At 65.1% G+C, this 18,944-nt stretch carries 11 protein-coding genes; 6 read left to right on the top strand and 5 right to left on the bottom strand.

The window, feature by feature from the left end; translation table 11 throughout:
- Positions 1-18: 18 nt before the first annotated feature.
- On the bottom strand, positions 19-1,539 hold the full coding sequence (locus tag SFHG_RS10065) for a YARHG domain-containing protein (protein WP_052297772.1): 1,521 nt from the start codon (positions 1,537-1,539) through the stop codon (positions 19-21).
- A gap of 355 nt (positions 1,540-1,894) precedes the next feature.
- On the opposite strand from SFHG_RS10065, the gene SFHG_RS02445 reads away from it, so the two are divergent.
- From SFHG_RS02445 to SFHG_RS02435, 3 genes are all read left to right on the top strand, one after another.
- Positions 1,895-2,206, top strand: a complete 312-nt coding sequence (locus SFHG_RS02445) for a YbjQ family protein (RefSeq protein ID WP_042432961.1) — start codon at positions 1,895-1,897, stop codon at positions 2,204-2,206.
- A 111-nt stretch (positions 2,207-2,317) separates the two neighbouring features.
- Positions 2,318-2,833: an NUDIX hydrolase gene (locus SFHG_RS02440; RefSeq protein ID WP_042432958.1), complete on the top strand. Its 516-nt coding sequence runs from the start codon at positions 2,318-2,320 to the stop codon at positions 2,831-2,833.
- A gap of 134 nt (positions 2,834-2,967) precedes the next feature.
- Complete coding sequence (locus SFHG_RS02435; protein WP_042432955.1) at positions 2,968-3,657, top strand: phosphatase PAP2 family protein; 690 nt, start codon at positions 2,968-2,970, stop codon at positions 3,655-3,657.
- Positions 3,658-3,902: 245 nt separating this feature from the next.
- Here SFHG_RS02435 and SFHG_RS02430 read toward each other — a convergent pair whose 3' ends face one another.
- From SFHG_RS02430 to nifJ, 4 genes are all read right to left on the bottom strand, one after another.
- Complete coding sequence (locus SFHG_RS02430; protein WP_042432952.1) at positions 3,903-4,244, bottom strand: arsenate reductase family protein; 342 nt, start codon at positions 4,242-4,244, stop codon at positions 3,903-3,905.
- Positions 4,245-4,263: 19 nt separating this feature from the next.
- On the bottom strand, positions 4,264-7,980 hold the full coding sequence (locus SFHG_RS02425; protein WP_042432949.1) for a UvrD-helicase domain-containing protein: 3,717 nt from the start codon (positions 7,978-7,980) through the stop codon (positions 4,264-4,266).
- Between the two features lie 2 nt (positions 7,981-7,982).
- Complete coding sequence (locus SFHG_RS02420; RefSeq protein ID WP_148514786.1) at positions 7,983-11,009, bottom strand: PD-(D/E)XK nuclease family protein; 3,027 nt, start codon at positions 11,007-11,009, stop codon at positions 7,983-7,985.
- Positions 11,010-11,235: 226 nt separating this feature from the next.
- Positions 11,236-14,769 carry a pyruvate:ferredoxin (flavodoxin) oxidoreductase gene (gene nifJ / locus SFHG_RS02415; protein WP_042432946.1) on the bottom strand — a complete coding sequence of 1,178 codons (3,534 nt, stop codon included), beginning with the start codon at positions 14,767-14,769 and terminating at the stop codon, positions 11,236-11,238.
- Between the two features lie 424 nt (positions 14,770-15,193).
- On the opposite strand from nifJ, the gene SFHG_RS02410 reads away from it, so the two are divergent.
- The 3 genes from SFHG_RS02410 to SFHG_RS02400 all read left to right on the top strand — a co-directional run bounded on the left by SFHG_RS02410 (position 15,194) and on the right by SFHG_RS02400 (position 18,943).
- Entirely contained in the window at positions 15,194-16,807 is a 1,614-nt protein-coding gene (locus tag SFHG_RS02410) for an ABC transporter substrate-binding protein (RefSeq protein ID WP_042432943.1), read from the top strand.
- A gap of 134 nt (positions 16,808-16,941) precedes the next feature.
- Positions 16,942-17,844, top strand: a complete 903-nt coding sequence (locus SFHG_RS02405; protein WP_042432942.1) for an SGNH/GDSL hydrolase family protein — start codon at positions 16,942-16,944, stop codon at positions 17,842-17,844.
- A 142-nt stretch (positions 17,845-17,986) separates the two neighbouring features.
- Entirely contained in the window at positions 17,987-18,943 is a 957-nt protein-coding gene (locus SFHG_RS02400; protein ID WP_042432940.1) for an ABC transporter permease, read from the top strand.
- Position 18,944 lies beyond the last annotated feature (1 nt).

Raw genomic sequence — 18,944 nt, 5'->3', positions numbered from 1 at the left:
GGCCGATTTCGCGCCAGCCTACTCCGCCGTCTCCAGATACGGGGAATTGCGGCTTTGCTCGATTTCGTACATGGTCTGCACGTTCTTCAGCTCGTAGTCGTTGAGCTGCGAGGAGGATATGGCGTCGAACTCCTCGGGCGTGTACGTCTGCGTGTACCAGCGCTTCGTGGCGAAGTAATCGGTCAGGTCCTGGTTCTTGAAGCCGCGGCCGTGGCGCGCGAATATCTCGTTGCGCGCAAGGTAGAGCTCCCACAGCGACATCTTCTCCAGCTCGGAGCGCGAGTAGTACTTCGAAGCGCTGCCGGGCAGCACGTAATCCTGTGAGCTCACGCTGGTATCGTAGGAGGAGATGCTGGTCACGGGCACATACGTATGCGAGATCTGCCCTGCGAACGGACCCGAATCCGAGCAGCTGAGCAGCACGGTGCGCGTGGCGGAGGTGCTGCCGGGGCACGTGGAGGTGAACACCACGCGGCACATGGAGCGCTGATCGTCATAGATGGACTGGTAGATTTGGCGAAGCGCCTGCGCCAAATCGTCCGACGCCGCATCGTAGTACGCGCCGTTGCAGCTTGACGCCAACGACTGCAGCGAGCTGCGGTTCACATCGCCGCCCACGCCCACGATGTAGACGGGGATACCCGTTTGCTGGGACAGCGTGATGACGTCGTTCAAGCTGCAATTGCTGCCGTTCTCCTCGCCATCGGTGAACGCGATGACCACGCGCGAGCCCGATTTCAGGTTCGTGCGCTGCAGCGCCCAGTACAGCGCGTCGTAGAGCGCCGTCTCGCCGGTAGGCGATACCGCATCGATGGCGCTGTTGAGCAGCGCGGCGCTCGAGGTGAACGGCTGGCGATTGTACACGTAATCGTTGAACGAGGTGATCTCGGCCACATTGCCCTGGGTTTTCACCATCTCGTCGACGAACGAGCTTGCCGCCTTCTTGGCGCTGTCCATCTTGCTGCGCGCCCTCATGGACCCGCTCTGGTCGACCACCAGGTTGATGTTCATGGCATCGCCCACGGCAAGCGGGACCACCTGTTCCACCGTGGCGGCATATTGCGAACCGGACGAATCGGTTTCCGTGACGGTGAACTGCGACGCGTCAAGGCCGCTTGGCGTCGAACCCGCCTGGTCGGCGATCTTCGTATATAAGGTGACCTGCGGATACGCGGAATTGTCCACCTGCGACACGAACATCGTCAACGGGCTTTTCGGCTCCGACGAGGCGGTTGCGGGCTGGCTTGATGCCGCAGGCTGCTGCACTGTCGTCGGCGTCTGGACGGTGCCTGAATCCGCATCCGAGGCGTCGTCGCCGCCAGGCCACAGGAAATACAGCGCCGCGGCTATGGCGACGATGGCCACGACCACCCAAATGGTCGGGATGTCGCCGATGGATTTCTTCGGAGAAGCGTTGCCGGCTGAAGCAGCGCCCGAAGCGGGCGCGTTGCCGCCGGACACCGAGTTTAGAGCCTTGCCGCACGATGAGCAGAACGCGTCACCGTCTTTGACCGAGGCTCCGCAATGGGGGCAGAACATGTCAGATCCCTTTCCTTCCAGTTAAGCGTCGCTTGACGTTGTCGCCGAAAGCTAGCGCAACACCCGGACCCAATCGCAAGGTTACCAAGCCGTAACTTCTCATGCAGGTTAAAGATACGCCTGCCACGATACCCCGGCAAGGCCCCTATCTGGCCAAATGCGCACATAGGCGGCAAATGCCGCGAAAGCCGAAGGCGCAACCTGGCCGGCAGACGAGCATGCACGGCCCCAGCGCGACCACAGAGCTGCGGTACAATACAGCAAGCAGCGCCCACAGGGCTGCAATACAATAGAGCGAGCACGCGGCGCGCGCACGCGCACCATCGCATCCGCCCCAAACGCAAAGGAGCCTCCCATGATCGTCACCTCCGCAGACGTGGTACCCGGCCAAAACGTCCAGGTCCTCGGACTGGTACGCGGCAACATCGTCACCTCGCGCCACATCGGCCGCGACATGATGGCAGGCATGAAGGAGCTGGTGGGCGGCGAGATTAAGTCGTACACCGAGATGACCGACCAAGCCCGCACCGTGGCGGAGGGCCGCATGATCGCCGAGGCCGAGCGTCTCGGCGCCGATGCCGTGGTGGCCATGCGATTCTCCAGCGGCTCCATCAACCCCGGCACCATCGAGATGCTGGCCTACGGCACCGCCGTGAAGTTCGTGTAGCCGCCGTCCACAACACCATATCGGGGCCCATTCGCAACGCCCCGCCAACCCCGCTTCATCCCGACTGCCCGCCCAACCGGCGGGCAGCGCGGCATCTGGAAGGAACGCCCCATGCCAACGCCCGAATTCATCACCAACCTGCGCACGAAGATCGGCAACGACCCGCTGTGGCTCACCGGCATCACCGCCTACGTGGAGGACGGCCAGGGCCGCATCCTGCTGGGCAAGCGTGCCGACACCGGGCAGTGGGCGCTCATCTACGGCATCGTGGAACCCGCCGAAGAGCCGGCCGATACCTGCGTGCGGGAGGCCCTCGAGGAAACAGGCGTCGACATCGAGCCCGTATGCCTGGTCAGCGTGAAGTCGTCCCCGTATATGGTCACCTACGCCAACGGCGACCAATGCCAATACATGGACCTGCTGTTCTTCTGCCGTCCCCGCGAAGACGGCAACGCGCAGCCCCGCGTCGCCGATGACGAGAGCCTTGAAGTGGGCTGGTTTGCCCCGGATGCCCTTCCCCAACCGCTGGCGACATCCACCCGATCGCGCCTTGAGCTGGTGCAACGCTTCAAGCAAAACGCCGCCCAAGGCAACCACGCCTGCCTGTTCGCCAGCAATCTCGTCTAGCCGAGCGCGCCGGGCAGAATTTCTCCCTCCCATTTCGCTTTCTGCAGAATTCCTCGAAATCGAGCGGTTGACCCCATACCGGATGCGTTCGGCTTTACCATCTCTTTATATTCGAAGGCCAGATGGGAGTTTTCATGCATAACCGCACTACCGCGCACGCCTCCGCGATCGCCGCCAGCGTGCTCCTTGCGCTGTTCGCCGCGCTCACGGTTTCGCTGGTGTTCGTAGACCGCCAGCCTATCGCAGGCGATGGCAGCTTGGTGGGCCTTGCCACCTTCAACCTTGATGCCCGCGCCATCCTCGGACAAAGCGACCTCATGGAGAAGCTGTCCAATGCGCTGCTCATCGTTCCGGCCGTCGGCGCGCTTATACTCGTGATAGTCGGCTGCAAGCAGCTGATCCGCTCCCGCAGCCGAGGCGGGATCGACCGCGACCTTTGGCTGCTGCTGGGGGTTTACGGCGCCATGCTGGTGCTGTACGTCCTATTCAACTGCATCTCGCCCAACAACCGGCCCATCCTGGAAGACGGCGTTTGCGAGCCGTCGTTCCCCTCGTCGCACACGCTGCTGGCCGTCACCATGTGCGGAACGGCCATGATCCAGGCCGTGCAACGCATCCGAGAAGGCGGCCTTCGCACCGCAGCCCTGGTCATCTGCGCCGCGGGCATGGTGGGCATCATCGCCGCACGCGCCATGGCGGGCGTTCACTGGGCCACCGACATCCTTGGCGGCATCCTGCTCGGCGCGGCCTTGGTTGCCGTTTACCACACGATAGCGTTCGCCGACTATGGCAAAGCCTCACGCGGAAAGCACGCAAGGCGCTAGCCGCAAACCGGCGCGACGATCCGGCAGCCTCCTCGTCTCCGCGCGTCGCACCTCATCCCGAAACCGGTATGCACAAGAAAGCCTTCTATTTCTCGAACACAGGAATAGAAGGCTTTTTCACGATGGCAGCCAGACCTTTTCACGCTGGCTGCCAGCACATTTCCGACAGGGGCGCGCGTAAGCGGCGATCAACGTGCTTGCCATAGCAGCACCTCAGCATGCCCTCAGGCACTGACGAAGCCGATTTACTCCCAGCCCTTCCACACATCAGGCTGATAGCCCACCGTGGCCTTCTTGCCGTTGCGAACCACCGGCTCGCACAGCACCTGCTGGTTGTCGAGCACCTTCTCGAACTTCTGGTCCGCCGCCAGATACTGCAGCAAAGCCACGGTATCGGCATCCTTGGCGTCGGGGTTGATCAGCTTGTCAAGGCCGCCGACGGCATTGGCCACCGACTGCAGCTCGCCTTTGCTCATGCCCTTTTCCTTCAGGTCGATGAACTGGAAGCTGATGCGACGCTCCTTGAAGTAGCGCTGGGCCTTCTTCGTATCGAAGCTTTTCTTCGTGCCGAAAATCTGGATGTTCACGCAAACGTCCCTTCAAATCCTACAGCTGACCGTGCCCATGATACGCCCGCGCAAGGGCGCGGCCCATCTCTTCGGCATCGGCCGCATCAAAACGATACGACACCGTCTGCGGCTGCCCAGGCGCGTCGGCACGGTCCTGCTCGACGCGCACGAACACGCACTCCACCTGCGCATATCCCTCCATCAACACCGCATACGCGTAGCATGTGGCCTGCAGCAGATGCTTCTCGTGCAGCTGCTCGGCGGTTTCGGCAGGCGAGCCGCCGGTCTTGTAGTCAACCACCAGCGCGCTGCCTGCCGACTGCTCGCGCGTGCCGGCGGGGGCGACGCATGCCAGCAGGTCGATCTCGCCCTCAAGGTAGGCCGCATCGCGAGGGCCGTCCACGCGAACAAGGAACGGCGCCTCGGCGCTTACGCTCTCGCATACGCCCACGCGCGCCGCTATATCGCTGGCGAACCACCGCTCAAGCGCCGCATCCAAGCGATCGCGCTGCTCGGCGGAAAGCCCGCACGAACGTTCCAACGCCCGTTGGCGCACAACGTCCGGACGCTCAAAGGCGCAACCCGGCCGCCAAGCCAACGCCGCAAGCTGCGCCAAGCGGTGAAACGCCGTTCCCAAGCTTGTGGCCGCATCGGCGTCGCGCGCGCCCAGCGAGGCGCTGGAGGCATCGTCGGCCGCATCTTCCACGGAGAAGTCGACGAACCCTCCGCCATCCTCGGCGATGGAGGAATAGCTGAACATACCCGCCCGCGCACTCTCATAGGGCTTGCCCCGCTCGGGCTCGTAGGGCCTCACCACGGGAAGGGCGATCATGCCCGGCTTGCCGTCGGCGGGGCAACCGCCGAGGGCAGCCTCGCCGACGCCCGATCCACCATCGGCCGCAAAGCCGTCGGGCGAAACGCCCGCCGCAGCCTCATCAACGCCCGGACGGCCATCAACCTGCAACTCCACGCCATCCGCGGCATCGCCCGCAACGCCGGCCGCACCTCCCAGCAGCTCCTCGACATCCGCCGGCGTCAGGTGCATGCATTCCACGTGCGCCGGCCGCTGCCCGCCGAAGTCGAACATGCTCACGCCCGGCTCGAACGCGCAGCACTCGCCCACCAGCGCCGATTGCACATCGCCCCAGCAGCTCTTCGACAAGCCGGTGGCGTCGACCTTCGACGACTTGCCGCGCATAGACACCACGAGGGCCTCCTTCGCGCGCGTAAGCGCAACGTAGAGCAGGCGCCGCGATTCGGCGGCCTCGCCGCGCTCCTCGTGCAGCTTGATGGCCGCACGCCTATCAGCGGGAAGCTGGCTACGCGAGACCATGGCGGCGAGCTCCTCGTCGTCGAACTCGCAAAACGGCTGGTACGACCCGCTCTTAGCCACCAACGAGGAGGTCTTCTCCTTCAAGCGCTCGAGCACATGGCCGCCGTCGAGCGACACGTAGGTGCGCCCTTCGATCGAGCAGCACTCCAACGCCTGCGACCGCGCCGCATCGTCTCGCAGCTCGGCCACCGCCACGATGGGGAACTCAAGGCCCTTGCTGGCGTGAACGGTCATGATGCGCACGAAATCGCCGCCTTCGGCGGACAGCGCACCCGGCGCCTCCTTGGCAAGCTCAACGCGCAGCGCAAGCTCCTCGGCCACGCCCGCGGGCCCCATGCCGCCAGCCGCCTCGATATCGCGCGCCATGCGGATGGCCTTGTACACGTTCCCCGCGCGCGCCAACCCCTCGGGACCGGCCTCCTCAAGGCGCGCAAGCCACCCGGAATCGGCCACGATGCCCTGCATGATGTCGGCAAGCGCCACGTTTCCCACCTGCTCGGACGCTCGGCGCATCAGGCTTGCGCACGCCGCAAGCGCCGGCGAGACCGCGCACCCCGATGCCACCTTGCGCTCGATATGGCGAAAGCCCTGGTCGAACGCCCGCCTGCGAGGAATGCCGCGCTCCTCGTCCATACCCGTGGACAGCTCCAGCAGATCATCGGCGGACAGGGCGAACAGCTCGCTCGAGAGCACCTCGAACAGCGCCGTGGTCCACTTCGGGTTCGCGATGGCCTGCGCCAGGCGAACCATAAGCGCCACCTCGGGCGCACGGTTGAAGATGGAGCCGCCGGCCACCACGCACGGCAGCCCCTCGGCCCGCAGCGCCTCGGCATACACGTTCGCGCGGCCCATGCCGCCGAGCAGCACCACCATGTCGCCCGGCCTGTGCCCGGCGGCCGCGAACTCGGAGAACGACTTCGCCACGCGCCGCGCCGCCACCGCCGCCGCATCCGCAGACGCCACGCCGCGCGACGGGGTCACGGTCACCTGCACCTGCACGCGGGGGCCATCGGGCAGAAACGGGCGCTTGACCTTGGATTCCTCGCGCCCCGGCGCCAACGACATGAACTCGGCGCCGAACACCTGCGGCTGCTCGAAGATGCGGTCGCACAGCGCCAGCACATCCCCGTGGCTGCGGAAGTTGTCGGGCAACTCGATGATGCCCTCGGGGTTGCGGCGGCGCACATCCTCCAGATGACGGCGGTACACCGACACGTCCGCGCCACGGAACCGGTAGATGCTCTGCTGCGCGTCGCCGACGGTGCACATGCGCGAGAAACCTTCCCCGGCCATGCGCTTGATCATGTCCACCTGCAGCTGATCGGTGTCCTGGAACTCGTCCACCATCACCAGCTTGAAGCGATCGGCGTACGCCGCCTGGATGGCGGGATGGTCGCGAAACGCGCAGGACGCGAAGGCCAGCAAATCGTTGTTGTCCAGCAACCCCGCCTCGCGCTTGCGGCGCGCGAACGCGTCCGCGACCGACTTCGCCACATCGATCAGCGTAGCCAGCTGCTCCTGCACCAGCCCGCAACGCGCCTGCGCGGCGATGGCGCAGTACTGTTCCGCCAGCTCAGCGGCCTGTTCGCCATACGGCGTGTTCTTGCCGAAGTTACGACCGGGAACGAGAAATCCGTTCATGGCCGAAAGCACGCGCCGGTACGTCAGCCCGTCGGAGCCGCGTCCGATCAGCTCGCGTGCGCCCTCCAACGCATCCTGCGTTGCCGCCAGGAACTTGTCGCGCGTGGAACCAGGCTTGACGCCGTCGGCCAAGGCATACGCGGTATCGGCGACGTCCACCAGCTGCGCCAGCAGCTTGATCGGGCTCGGCGCCTCAGGGGGCGCCACCACCGACGCCATGCCGTCGGGATGCGCCGAGGCGGCCTCGACCAGCTGCCGCACCATCCCCTCGACCGACGCCGTACGTGGACCGGCCGGGTGCACGTCGAACGATGCGAACAGCGCATCAAGGCGCTGCGACGAAACGCCTTCGGCAACCGTGACCAGGTCGTCCCTGCCGCCGAGCACCTCCTCAAGCGACGCATCCAGAAGCGTTCTCACCGTGGCCTCGTCGGCAACCTTGAATGCGGGGTCGAGCCCCAGCTCAAGCGCATGCGCACGAAGGATGCGCGAGCACATGCCATGGATGGTGGATATCCACGCCTCATCGGTTTTCAGCGCCTGCTCGGTCATGCCGCCGGCGCGCAGCGCGCCCTTCACGCGCGATTTGATCTCGCCCGCCGCCTTCGACGTGAAGGTGATGGCCAAAACCTGGTCGATATCGGTCAAATACCCGCTTTCCAGCGCATGCACGATGCGGCGCGTGAGCGTGAACGTCTTGCCGCTGCCGGCGCCGGCGCTCACCGCCAACGGCTTGTCCAGCGTGTTGACGCACTTTTCCTGGCCGATGGTCAACGCCATGGCTATCCCCTCCTTTCCGAACACGATGAGACCGGGCACCACTTGCACGCCTCGGGCGTTTCCGGGCGCGGACGGATATCGCCTGCCAGCATGCGCTCGAGCGCCGCGGCCACCGCCTCCTCCGTCTCGTCGAGCACATCGGAAAACGGCCTGTCGGCGCACATGCAATCCTTATGGCGCATGTTCGGCAGGTGGGCGTTCTCTATCACGCGCCCGTCGTAGGCGCCCGAAATCATCTTGCGCCGCCCGTAGCACACGTACAGCGCGCCCACCGGCTCCAAGCCCAGCGTACGGCGAACCACCTGGGCGTAGATGAGCGCCTGCACCTTGCCCAGGCGCCCCTCCTCGCGCACGCCGAGCGCGTACGACCCGGAAATCGAGCCCTTGTAGTCGATGATCGCGCACCGCCCTTCGCCGTCCACATCGATGCGGTCGGCCGTGCCCAGCAGCTTGTGGCCCGCGTAATCCACCGCGCCGCCGCAAGCCACGTCGTACTCCAAATACTTCGGGGCGAAGGTGGGCAGAAGCTCAGCCTCGAAGTCCAGGTAGTCCATCAACTTGTGTTCAAGCTCGGCAAGCTCCCGATGCTCCACCTGCGACGTGGGGATCAAACGGTTCTCCGACTGGCGAAGATGCGGCTGCAGCGCCTTATGACGCGCAAGCACGTCGGCCATGAGCTCCCGCGCCTGCGCAAGCAGCTGCGGCGTCACCTTCGCCTCACCCAGGTCCTCGGACATATGCTTATAGAAGCTGTGCAGCGCGTTGTGCGCGAAGTCGCCCATCTCAAGCGGCCCGAATCCTTCGTCCAGGTCGTCCAGGCGCAAACGCCTTTGAGCGAACCACTTGTACGGGCACTCCAGATAGCTTTCGATCTGGGAAGGCGAAAGGCACGGCTCGTCGAGCACCTGCCCGCCCTGCAGCACGCGCGGAAGTACCACGAGCGAACGCGCCTCAGGCGACACCGCACCCGTCAGCGGCGGCTCGATGCGCGCCGCTTCAGGCGCCGGCGCATCCGACAGCGCATCGTTGGCGCACAAGGCATCTTCACCGCGCAGCAGCATCCCGTCCTGCAGACGCTCGGGAAGCGAATACGGGTTATCGATATCCTCGGTGGCCGTGGGATCGTCCCGATAGCAGTCGACGAACTCCTCCAGCACCACGCAAGGGTACGTGGGGTCGGCGGACGAATCGTTGAGGCAGCGCTCGAGGATCAGCTGATCGGTTGCAGCGTGCTCGAGCGCGAAGAACGCACGGCGCATGCGGGCAAGCGCCGAATCGGCACGCTCCACGCCAAGATGCTCGAGCAGCACCCGGGAGGCGTCCTCGGGATCGGCCGCCGGATAGGCGGCGCTTGTCAAGTCTGCCGCCACGAGCACCTTGCACGAGCCGCTGCCCAAAGACGCCGCCGTGTTCTGATCGGTCACCAGCACATCGGGCGCACCAAGGGCGGCGCCGTCGCAACCGCGCGGCGCCACGATGCGTGAAACGTTGACTTTCAAGCGTTTTGCCTGGTCGAACGCTGTGTCCGCCCCCAGCCCCGCTAGTTTGGCGGCGTCGGCGGCGCGCTGCAGAGCGCGCAATGCAGCAATCTGCTCGGCGCGCCACGCCTCCGAGCGGTTCGTCATGCGCCGCACGGCAGCCTCGAGCTCGGCTGCTGCTCGCGCATCCAGCTGCAAGGCAAGCCGCTCCATCGCCGCGAACATCGGGTTGTCGCCGCGAAGACGGGCGCGCAGGTCGGACCGCCGCGCCGTGCGATCGGCGCGCATATCGGCGTCAAGCTTGAACGCCGCCTTCTTCGTCATCCCGGAAAACGGCGACAGCGCCCAATCGGCCAGGTCGGCGCGATCCCAGCGCTCCACATCGGTCGGGGCGATATCCCCGTATCCTTCGATATGCGAGACACCGCACGCCTGCCCTTCGTCAAGGAAACGGCGAAGCGAGCAGATGGCCCTGCCGAAAGCGGTGTCCGCGAAGCGGCGCCGCCCGCGCAGGGCAGCCACATGGCCCTGGCGAACAAGCGCCGGCGCCACGCGCCCGAACAGCACCGCCGGATTCTTGGCCGCAACCACCACGACAGCGGCCTGCGACCAGGCCAAACGCCCATCTCGATAGCCGTCGGCGCTGCCGGAAGCGTCCTCGCAGCTGGAAGCACCGTCATCACCGGCAGCCGGACCGGCCGCAGCAGCCGGCGCCGCCCCTCGGCCCGCAGCCGCGCCAAGGGCATCGCGCACGATATCCGCCAGCAGGGCCGGCCAGGCATACTGCCCCGAGGGGAACGCGAAGCGAACCCGCACGCCTTCGGGCGCGCGAACAGGACCCTGGCTTCCCGAAGCGGCGCGAACCTCCACGCCCATCCACGGACAGGCGGAGAAAAACGCCTCCTGGCCAGGGGTAAGCGGAGCAGCATCCTCCAACAGCACGTGCAACGGGCGCTGCGGCAGAAGCTCAGGGAGCAGAGCCAGAGCCTGCCCAGGCTCCACCAGCCCCAGTTGCGCCAACCGATCAAGGTATCCCCCGATCATCCGCAGCACCGGCACTTCCGCGCGAGTCACGCCCTCAAGCGCGCCAGCACCCGCCAGCACGCCCTGCTGCGCATCCCGCACCGCCGCATCGAAGGCAGGCAGGCCGACGCCGGCGGCAACGCAAGCTGCCGCGACGCGATCGAGCCCGAGCGCCTCCGTTTCGCCATTTCCGACCAACGCGCAGGCGCCTTCCGCGATGCAACCTTCCGCCAACTCGCATCGTCCGCTAGCACCATCAAGCTGCGCGCGCTTGTCGCTTTCCAGATCAACGCAGTCGCCGTCAGCAGCCCGCTCGCAAGCCGCGCGCAGCAACGCCTCGCGCTCAAGACGCGAGACGAACGTCCTGCCATCACCGTAGAGTTCCCAAAGGTCGCGAACCCAAGCGCCGAACCCGGCAACCGTCACGCCCATAAGCGAACAACCGCTGTCTGCAGCCCGTTTCCTATACGCCACCGCCCGATCGGTATCCGGCAGCAGCACCACATCATATGCAATAGAAGTATCCATGCCCGACATTCTAGCGCACCCCCTGAGCGCCTTCGGTCCCATACATGGGACTTACCCGAAGTTTCGCCGATCGTCCCGGCCGCAGCGCAAAGAAGGCCGGCCGCCCTTTCGGACGACCGGCCTTCCGAAACCGATCTATCGCACGATCGAAAGCCTCAGCACGCTCCCGACATCCCGCAGCAAAGCTCTTGCCAGCGGAAACGCGGCGCCGCGCTGGACGGACGAACTACTCGCCGTCGTACATGGCCTTCAGGCGCACCAGGTGATCATAACGCTCGATGGCGGCCTTCTCGTTGCGCTCGAACAGCTCGCCGGCGCGCTCCGGGAACTCGCGGGTCAGGCGGCTGTAGCGGGCCTCGTTCATGAGGAACTCCTGGTAACCGCCAGCAGGCTCCTTGCAGTCCAGCGTGAACTTCTTGCCGGCCTCTGCTGCCGGGTTGAAGCGGAACAGGTTCCAGTAACCGCAGTCCACGGCCTTCTTCATCTCGGTCTGGCAGTTGCTCATGCCGCCCTTGATGGAGTGCATCTCGCACGGGGAGTACGCAATGATGATGGACGGGCCATGATACGCCTCTGCCTCGGTGATGGCCTTGAGCGTCTGGGCCGGCTTGGCGCCCATGGCTACCTGGGCCACGTACACGTAACCGTACGCCATGGCGATCTCGGCGAGCGACTTCTTCTTGACGTCCTTGCCGGCGGCGGCGAACTGCGCCACCTGGCCGATGTTAGAAGCCTTGGAAGCCTGGCCGCCGGTGTTGGAGTAGACCTCGGTGTCGAACACGAAGATGTTCACGTCCTCGCCGGATGCCAGCACGTGGTCGAGTCCGCCGTAGCCGATGTCATAGGCCCAGCCGTCGCCGCCGAAGATCCAGACGGACTTCTTGGCCAGGTACTCCTTGTGGTCCAGGATGCGCTGCGCGGCCTCGGCTGCGGCGCCTTCGCCGGCGGCAACCTCGGGCAGAGCGGCGATCAGGGCGTCGGCGGTCTGACGGCTGGCGGCCTTGTCGCCGCGGGCGTCGAGCCAAGCCTGGGCGGCCTCGGCGGCGGCGCCGGCCTCCACCAGGACGGCGGCGTCGGCGGCGAGCATGCCGTTGACGGCCTCATAGCCCAGCTTCATGCCCATGCCGTGCTCGGCGTTGTCCTCGAACAGGCTGTTGGACCATGCGGGGCCGTGACCCTGCTTGTTGACCGTGTACGGGCTGGTGGCAGCCGGACCGCCCCAGATAGAAGAGCAGCCGGTGGCGTTGGAGATGTACATATGGTCGCCATAGAGCTGGGTGATCAGGCGGGCGTAAGCCGTCTGGGCGCAGCCGGCGCAGGCGCCGGAGAACTCGAGCAGGGGCTGCTTGAACTGGCTGTCGCGCAGCGTGGTGCCCTCGATCTCGGGCTTGTCGGCGATCTTGCTCACGCAATACTCGAACACGTCCTGCTGAGCCATCTCGTCCTCGACGCCGACCATGGTCAGCGCGTCGGCCGGGCAGGCCTTGACGCACACGCCGCAGCCCATGCAGTCCAGCGGGCTGATGGCCAGCGTGTACTTCAGCTCCTTGTGCTTGCCCTTCATGGGAAGCACGGCCATGGCCTCGGGGCCGGCGGCGGCTTCCTCGTCGGTCAGGCCGAACGGGCGGATGCAGGCATGCGGGCACACGAACGAGCAGCTGTTGCACTCGGTGCACTTCTCGGCATCCCACTTCGCCACGGACACGGACACGCCGCGCTTCTCGTAGGCGGCAGCGCCCTGCTCGAACTGGCCGTCGGCATGGTCGACGAACACGGAGACCGGCAGGGAGTCGCCTGCCATGCGGCCGACGGGCTCCATGATCTCGCGAACCTGCTTGACCAGCTCGGGACGGCCCTCGAGATGCTCGACCTCGGCGTTGTCCTCGGCATCGGCCCAGGCGGCGGGCACGTCGATCTTCACGAACGCCGTGGCGCCCGCGTCGATGGCGCGGTGGTTCATGTCAACGACTTCCTGGCCCTTCTTCAGGTAGGAGCGCGTGGCGGCGTCCTTCATGTAGCGCACGGCGTCCTCGGCAGGCAGGATGTTCGCCAGCGTGAAGAAGGCGGACTGCAGGATGGTGTTGGTGCGCTTGCCCATGCCGATCTGGCGGGCCAGGTCGATGGCGTTGATGGTGTAGAGCTGCACGTCGTTGGCCGCGATGTAGCGCTTGGCCTCGGCGGACAGGTGCTCCTCAAGCTCCTCGGGCGTCCACTGGCAGTTGATCATGAACGTGCCGCCGGGCTTGACGTCCTTGACGATCGGGAAGTTCTTCGTGATGTAGCTGGGGTTGTGGCACGCCACGAAGTCGGCCTTGTTGATGTAGTAGCTGCTGCGGATAGGCGAATCGCCGAAGCGCAGGTGGCTGATCGTCACGCCGCCGGTCTTCTTCGAGTCGTACTGGAAGTAGGCCTGCACGTACTTGTCGGTGTGGTCGCCGATGATCTTGACGGAGTTCTTGTTCGCGCCGACGGTGCCGTCGCCGCCCAGACCCCAGAACTTGCACTCGATGGTACCGGCAGCTGCGGTGTTGGGAGCGGACGCATCCTCGGGCAGGGACAGCCCGGTGACGTCGTCGACGATGCCGATGGTGAACTCGCCGCGCGGCTCGTCCTTGGCCAGCTCGGTGAAGATGGCGAACACGGACGCGGGCGGCGTGTCCTTGCTGCCCAGGCCGTAACGGCCGCCGGAGACCTTGATGCCCTCGCGGCCCTCGACCATGAGCGCGTTGACGACGTCCAGATACAGCGGATCGCGGGCGCCGGGCTCCTTGGTACGGTCGAGCACGGCCAGCTTCTTGCAGGTTGCCGGCAGCGCCTCGGAGAACTTCGCGGTGACGAACGGACGGTACAGGCGCACCTTCACCAGGCCCACCTTCTCGCCCTGGGCGGTCAGGTAGTCGATGACCTCCTCGGCCACGTCGCAGATGCTGCCCATGGCGACGATCACGCGCTCGGCGTCGGGGGCGCCGTAATAGTTGAACAGCTTGTAATCGGTGCCCAGCTTGGCGTTGACCTTATCCATATACTCTTCCACCACGGCCGGCAGCGCGTCGTAGATGCCGTTGCAGGCCTCGCGGTTCTGGAAGAAGATGTCGCCGTTCTCGTGGCTACCGCGCATACGCGGACGCTCGGGGTTGAGCGCATGGTCGCGGAAATCCTTCACGGCGTCGAAGTCGCACATGTCGGCCAGGTCGGCGTAATCCCACACGGCCACCTTCTGCACCTCATGGGAGGTACGGAAGCCGTCGAAGAAGTTCAGGAACGGCACGCGGCCCTTGATGGCGGCCAGGTGCGCGACGGCGGACAGGTCCATGACCTCCTGGACGTTGCCCTCGGCGAGCATGGCGAAGCCGGTCTGACGGCAGGCCATGACGTCGGAGTGGTCGCCGAAGATGTTCAGCGCGTGCGTGGAAACGGTACGGGCCGAGACATGAAACACGCTCGGCAGCTGCTCGGCTGCGATCTTGTACATGTTGGGGATCATGAGCAGCAGGCCCTGGGAAGCCGTGTAGGTGGTGGTCAGGGCACCGGCGGCCAGCGAGCCGTGCACGGCACCGGCGGCGCCGCCCTCGGACTGCATCTCGCACACCTTCACCTTCGTGCCGAAGATGTTCTCCCTACCGGCCGCCGACCACTGGTCGACCAGGTCGGCCATGGGGCTGGAAGGGGTGATGGGATAGATGCCGGCAACCTCCGTGAACGCATATGAGACATGCGCTGCGGCGGTGTTGCCGTCCATGGACTTGAATTCTCTCGTCATTTCTTCTCCTAAGGCTATCCCCGATCGGCGCGATCGGAAACATCGTCTGGCCGTACAATGCGCCTATATTAGCAGCCTCGACGCGCCGAAACCCCACGGATTAACTCCGAGCAGGCGTGGGGCGGATGCTCTCGGCAAGCGGTCTCGATCAGACGGGGCCCTCCCGCTCGCCAGGACCGGCGCGCTTGCCGCTCACCCCGCCATGGCAACCGCCCGCCGCCGGCAAGCCCTTCCGAGGACCCTCCCGAAACGCCCTGCGCACGAGGGGGTTCCCCCGTAACGGCCGGGTAAAACCTTTACCCCTTCTTTATTTTCGAAGCCCGTTCAGGGATAATGCATCGTGTTTGCTGTAGTGCGTGCGCGAAAGGCGCATGCGCAGGCTCGGGGCGAAAAACCGCCTCGACAGATGAACGGAGGGAATCCCATGGAACAGCAGTATTCTCTGTCTCGCCGCACTTTCCTGGCGGGCAGCGCCGTTGCCGCCGCAACGGCCGGCCTGGCCCTGAGCGGCTGCGGCAGCAGCTCCTCTTCCGAGGGCGGCAAGCCCAGCGGCTCCGCTGCCAACACCGGCGGTGTGATCACCGCTGCTTGCAGCTACAAGAACGCTAACTACAACCCCATCGGCGCAAGCTCCGCTCTGATGCTGCCCGCTATCCAGCACTGCCTGGAGGGCCTCTACGAGCTGGATTACTTCACCGGCGAGTCCAACGCCGCCCTGGCCGCCGGCGAGCCCGTCAAGGTCTCCGAGACCGAGTACGAGGTCGCTCTGCGCGAAGGCGCCACGTTCTCCAACGGCGAGGCCGTGACCGCCGCCGACGTCGTGGCCGTCATCGAGGCCAACAAGGCCAACGCCACCTACAAGGACATGCTATCCTTCATCGACACCGTCGCCGCCAAGGACGACGCCACCGTGTCCTTCACGCTGGCCTACCCGTTCGTCGACAGCGACAAGCAGCTCAAAGAGCGCCTGTCCCTGTGCCGCGTGTTCCCGGCTGCCGAGATCACCAAGGAGACCATGACCACCCCGCCGACCGGCTCCGGTGCATGGGCCTTCGGCGAGTGCAACGGCGAGGATGGCGGCGAGCTGAACTTCGTCCCCAACCCCAAGTACAACGGCCCGAAGCCGGCTTCCGCCGACGCCATGCAGTGGCTCGTGCGCGTTGACAACACCGCTCGCGTGACCGCCCTGCAGGAGGGTACCGCCATCGCCGGCGAGAACATCCCGTTCTCCAACATCGACCAGCTGGTCGGTGCAGGCGTCACCGTCGACAGCGTCGACAGCTACGGCATCGGCTTCCTGATGTTCAACTGCCAGAAGGAGCCCTTCAACGACAAGCGCGTCCGTCAGGCCTTCCACTACGCCATCGACTACGACAAGCTGATCAAGAACCAGCTGGGCGGCAACGCTGAGACGCTGACCTCCTACCTGCCGAAGGACAACCCGGCCTACCACGAGGCATCCACGGTCTACAAGTACGATCCCGAGAAGGCAAAGGCCCTGCTCAAGGAGGCCGGCCAGGAGAACCTCGAGGTCAAGCTGCTCGTCATCGACAACTGGATCAAGGACCTGTCCGCTCAGATCCAGCAGGACCTGCAGGCCGTCGGCATGAACGTCACGCTCGACGTGCAGGCTGCCCCCTACCCCACCATGGCCGCTTCCAAGACCGACGAGATCCTGCCCTTCGACGTGTTCCTGGCCCCCGGCGACGTCTCCTGCTTCGGCACGAACGCCGACGTGCATCTGGCCTGGTTCTACGGCGAGAACACCGACTGGTGCCAGGGCCGTTCCTGCTGGGCTAAGGCCGGCGACGGCAAGTGCCAGGAGTTCAACGAGTACCTCGACCAGGCTCGCAAGGCCACCGATGCCAAGACGCGCCAGGAGGCGTACAACAAGTGCTTCGACATCATCTCCGAGGAAGTGCCGCTGTACCCGCTGTTCCACAAGAAGGTCGTCACCGGCTACTGGGCCGGCCTTATCGAAGGCTTCGAGCCCAGCCCGACCACCGGCCTGTACTTCCAGAACGCGAAGCTGAAGTAATAACCGCCAAGTTATAGGCTGCAACCGGAAAGCCCGCCTCATTGCGAGGTGGGCTTTCTTTGCGTCTTGACCCCATATGCGCATGAAGCGTATACCATGTTCACGTCAATTCGATTTAGGGGGGTTATCACCGCATGACACGTTTGTTTTCCGTATACGGAGACTCCATCAGCTCCTTCGAGGGCATCCTGCCGCAAGGCTGGCGCGTGTTCTTCGAAGGCGAGCAGCTTGAGCTCACCGGCGTGAAAACGCCGCACGACACCTGGTGGGGTCAGGTCATCGACCACTTCGACGGACAGTTCCTGGCCAACGCGTCCTGGTCGGGCTGCGTGGTGGAAGGCCGCGACTTCCCCGTCGGCGCCTCGGCCGAGCGCATCGAGCACCTGCAGGCCGACGGGCGTACCCCCGATGACATCCTCGTGCATATCGGCATCAACGACTACGGCTGGGGCTCGGGGTACGCGCAGATCTGCGCGGCAACGCCTTCCGCTCCGCCGAAGCTTGCGGCCGAGTGCCCGGACCATGGCAAGGTGGCGGGCATGGCCCCCGAAGGAACCCTTGCCAACTTCGAGGAATCCTACCGCCGCATGCTGACAACGATGCACGCCCAATACCCGAACGCCCGCATCTGGGTCTCCACGCTCCTTCCCGGGCGCGTGAAAGGCGCGCATCGCCCCACGTCCCCGCGTTGGTTCCGCGGCATCTGCGTCGATGAGTACAACAAGATCATCCGCGCTGCCGCCAGCGACGCCGACAACTGCTATCTCGTGGACATGCAGGCGTTCGGCTACGACTACGACGCCATCGACGGAACCCACCCCACCGCGCTGGGCATGAAGCAGATGGCTTCCATGTTCATCCGCGGCATGGAGCAGGCCGACCCCGAGCTGCCGCGCACCCCTTACGACGGGCACAACCTGTTCCCCGACGAAATGCGAAGCGCCGAGTTCTGCACGAAACCCTGCGTCGGCTGCGAATACGCGCGCGGCACCGGAAACAACTGGTGGCATGTCTGCGAAAAGCAGCTGGCTGATTAGTTATCCTATTTCGCCGTTTATCTGCGAAGGAATCTTGCAAATCGGTATAATGTGGAAGGTTTGCCAGCCTGCGTGAGCTGAACGATGGCAAACCATGTAACGTAAGCATGCTCTTATGAGCCTACAGAAAGGAGGGGATCGAGTGAACAACCTGCTTCGACTGATCGGCAATCGCCTGCTTTGGCTGCCCATCATGGTGTTCGGTGTCACCGTTCTCGTCTTCTTCCTGATGTCGCTTTCGCCTATCGACCCCGCCTTCTCGGCGCTTGGCGAAAACGCGTCACCCGACCAGTTGGAGGCCTACCGCGTCGAGCACGGCCTCAACGATCCGCTGATCGTTCGCTACGGCGACTACATGGTCGGCTTCTTCCATGGCGATCTGGGCACGTTCGGTCCCTCGAACCAGTCCGTGTCCGCTCGCATCGCCACCGCGCTGCCCATCACGCTGCAGCTCGGCTTCTTCGGCTTCATCATCGCCATCGTCGCCAGCGCCATCCTCGGCGTCGTTTCCGCCCTGTATCGCGACCGCTGGCCCGACCAGGTCATCCGCATCTTCTCCATCGCCTGCATCGCCACGCCGTCGTTCTGGCTGTCGGTGCTGTTCATCCTGCTGTTCTCCTCCACGCTGCACCTGCTGCCGGCCTCCGGCGCCCTGCCTGCGCTCACGCAAGACCCCGGTGGATGGCTTGCGCGCATGGCCATGCCCGGCATCGCCCTTGCCGTGCCGCTGACCGGCCAGATGACGCGCATCATCCGCACGTCCATGGTCGAGGAGCTCGATAAGGACTACGTGCGCACCGCCCGCGGCTTCGGCATCCCCTACGGCACCGTCGTCGCCCGCAACGTGCTGCGCAACGCCCTGATCACGCCCGTCACCGTGCTTGGCCTGAAGTTCGGCTACATGATCGGCGGCGCCGTGGTCCTCGAGGTCATCTTCGCCCTTCCGGGCATGGGCATGGCCATCGTCTCCGGCGTTACTTCGAATTACGTCATGTTGGTTCAGGGTGTCGTTCTCGTCGTCGCCATCACGTTCATCATCGTGAACGTCATCGTCGACATGCTCTACATCCTTATCGATCCGCGAATTAGGACGGTGTAGA

The organism is Senegalimassilia anaerobia JC110 (genome assembly GCF_000236865.1).
GTDB classification, from domain to species: domain Bacteria; phylum Actinomycetota; class Coriobacteriia; order Coriobacteriales; family Eggerthellaceae; genus Senegalimassilia; species Senegalimassilia anaerobia.
This window is presented reverse-complemented; position numbering and strand designations above follow the sequence as displayed.

Bases quoted from the DNA above. Each gene is read 5' to 3' on its own strand.
- SFHG_RS02410 (WP_042432943.1), top strand. From the start codon at position 15,194: ATGGAACAGCAGTATTCTCTGTCTCGCCGCACTTTCCTGGCGGGCAGC.
- SFHG_RS02440 (WP_042432958.1), top strand. From the start codon at position 2,318: ATGCCAACGCCCGAATTCATCACCAACCTGCGCACGAAGATCGGCAAC.
- nifJ (WP_042432946.1), bottom strand. From the start codon at position 14,769: ATGACGAGAGAATTCAAGTCCATGGACGGCAACACCGCCGCAGCGCAT.
- SFHG_RS02405 (WP_042432942.1), top strand. From the start codon at position 16,942: ATGACACGTTTGTTTTCCGTATACGGAGACTCCATCAGCTCCTTCGAG.
- SFHG_RS02425 (WP_042432949.1), bottom strand. From the start codon at position 7,980: ATGGCGTTGACCATCGGCCAGGAAAAGTGCGTCAACACGCTGGACAAG.
- SFHG_RS02445 (WP_042432961.1), top strand. From the start codon at position 1,895: ATGATCGTCACCTCCGCAGACGTGGTACCCGGCCAAAACGTCCAGGTC.
- SFHG_RS02435 (WP_042432955.1), top strand. From the start codon at position 2,968: ATGCATAACCGCACTACCGCGCACGCCTCCGCGATCGCCGCCAGCGTG.
- SFHG_RS02420 (WP_148514786.1), bottom strand. From the start codon at position 11,009: ATGGATACTTCTATTGCATATGATGTGGTGCTGCTGCCGGATACCGAT.
- SFHG_RS10065 (WP_052297772.1), bottom strand. From the start codon at position 1,539: ATGTTCTGCCCCCATTGCGGAGCCTCGGTCAAAGACGGTGACGCGTTC.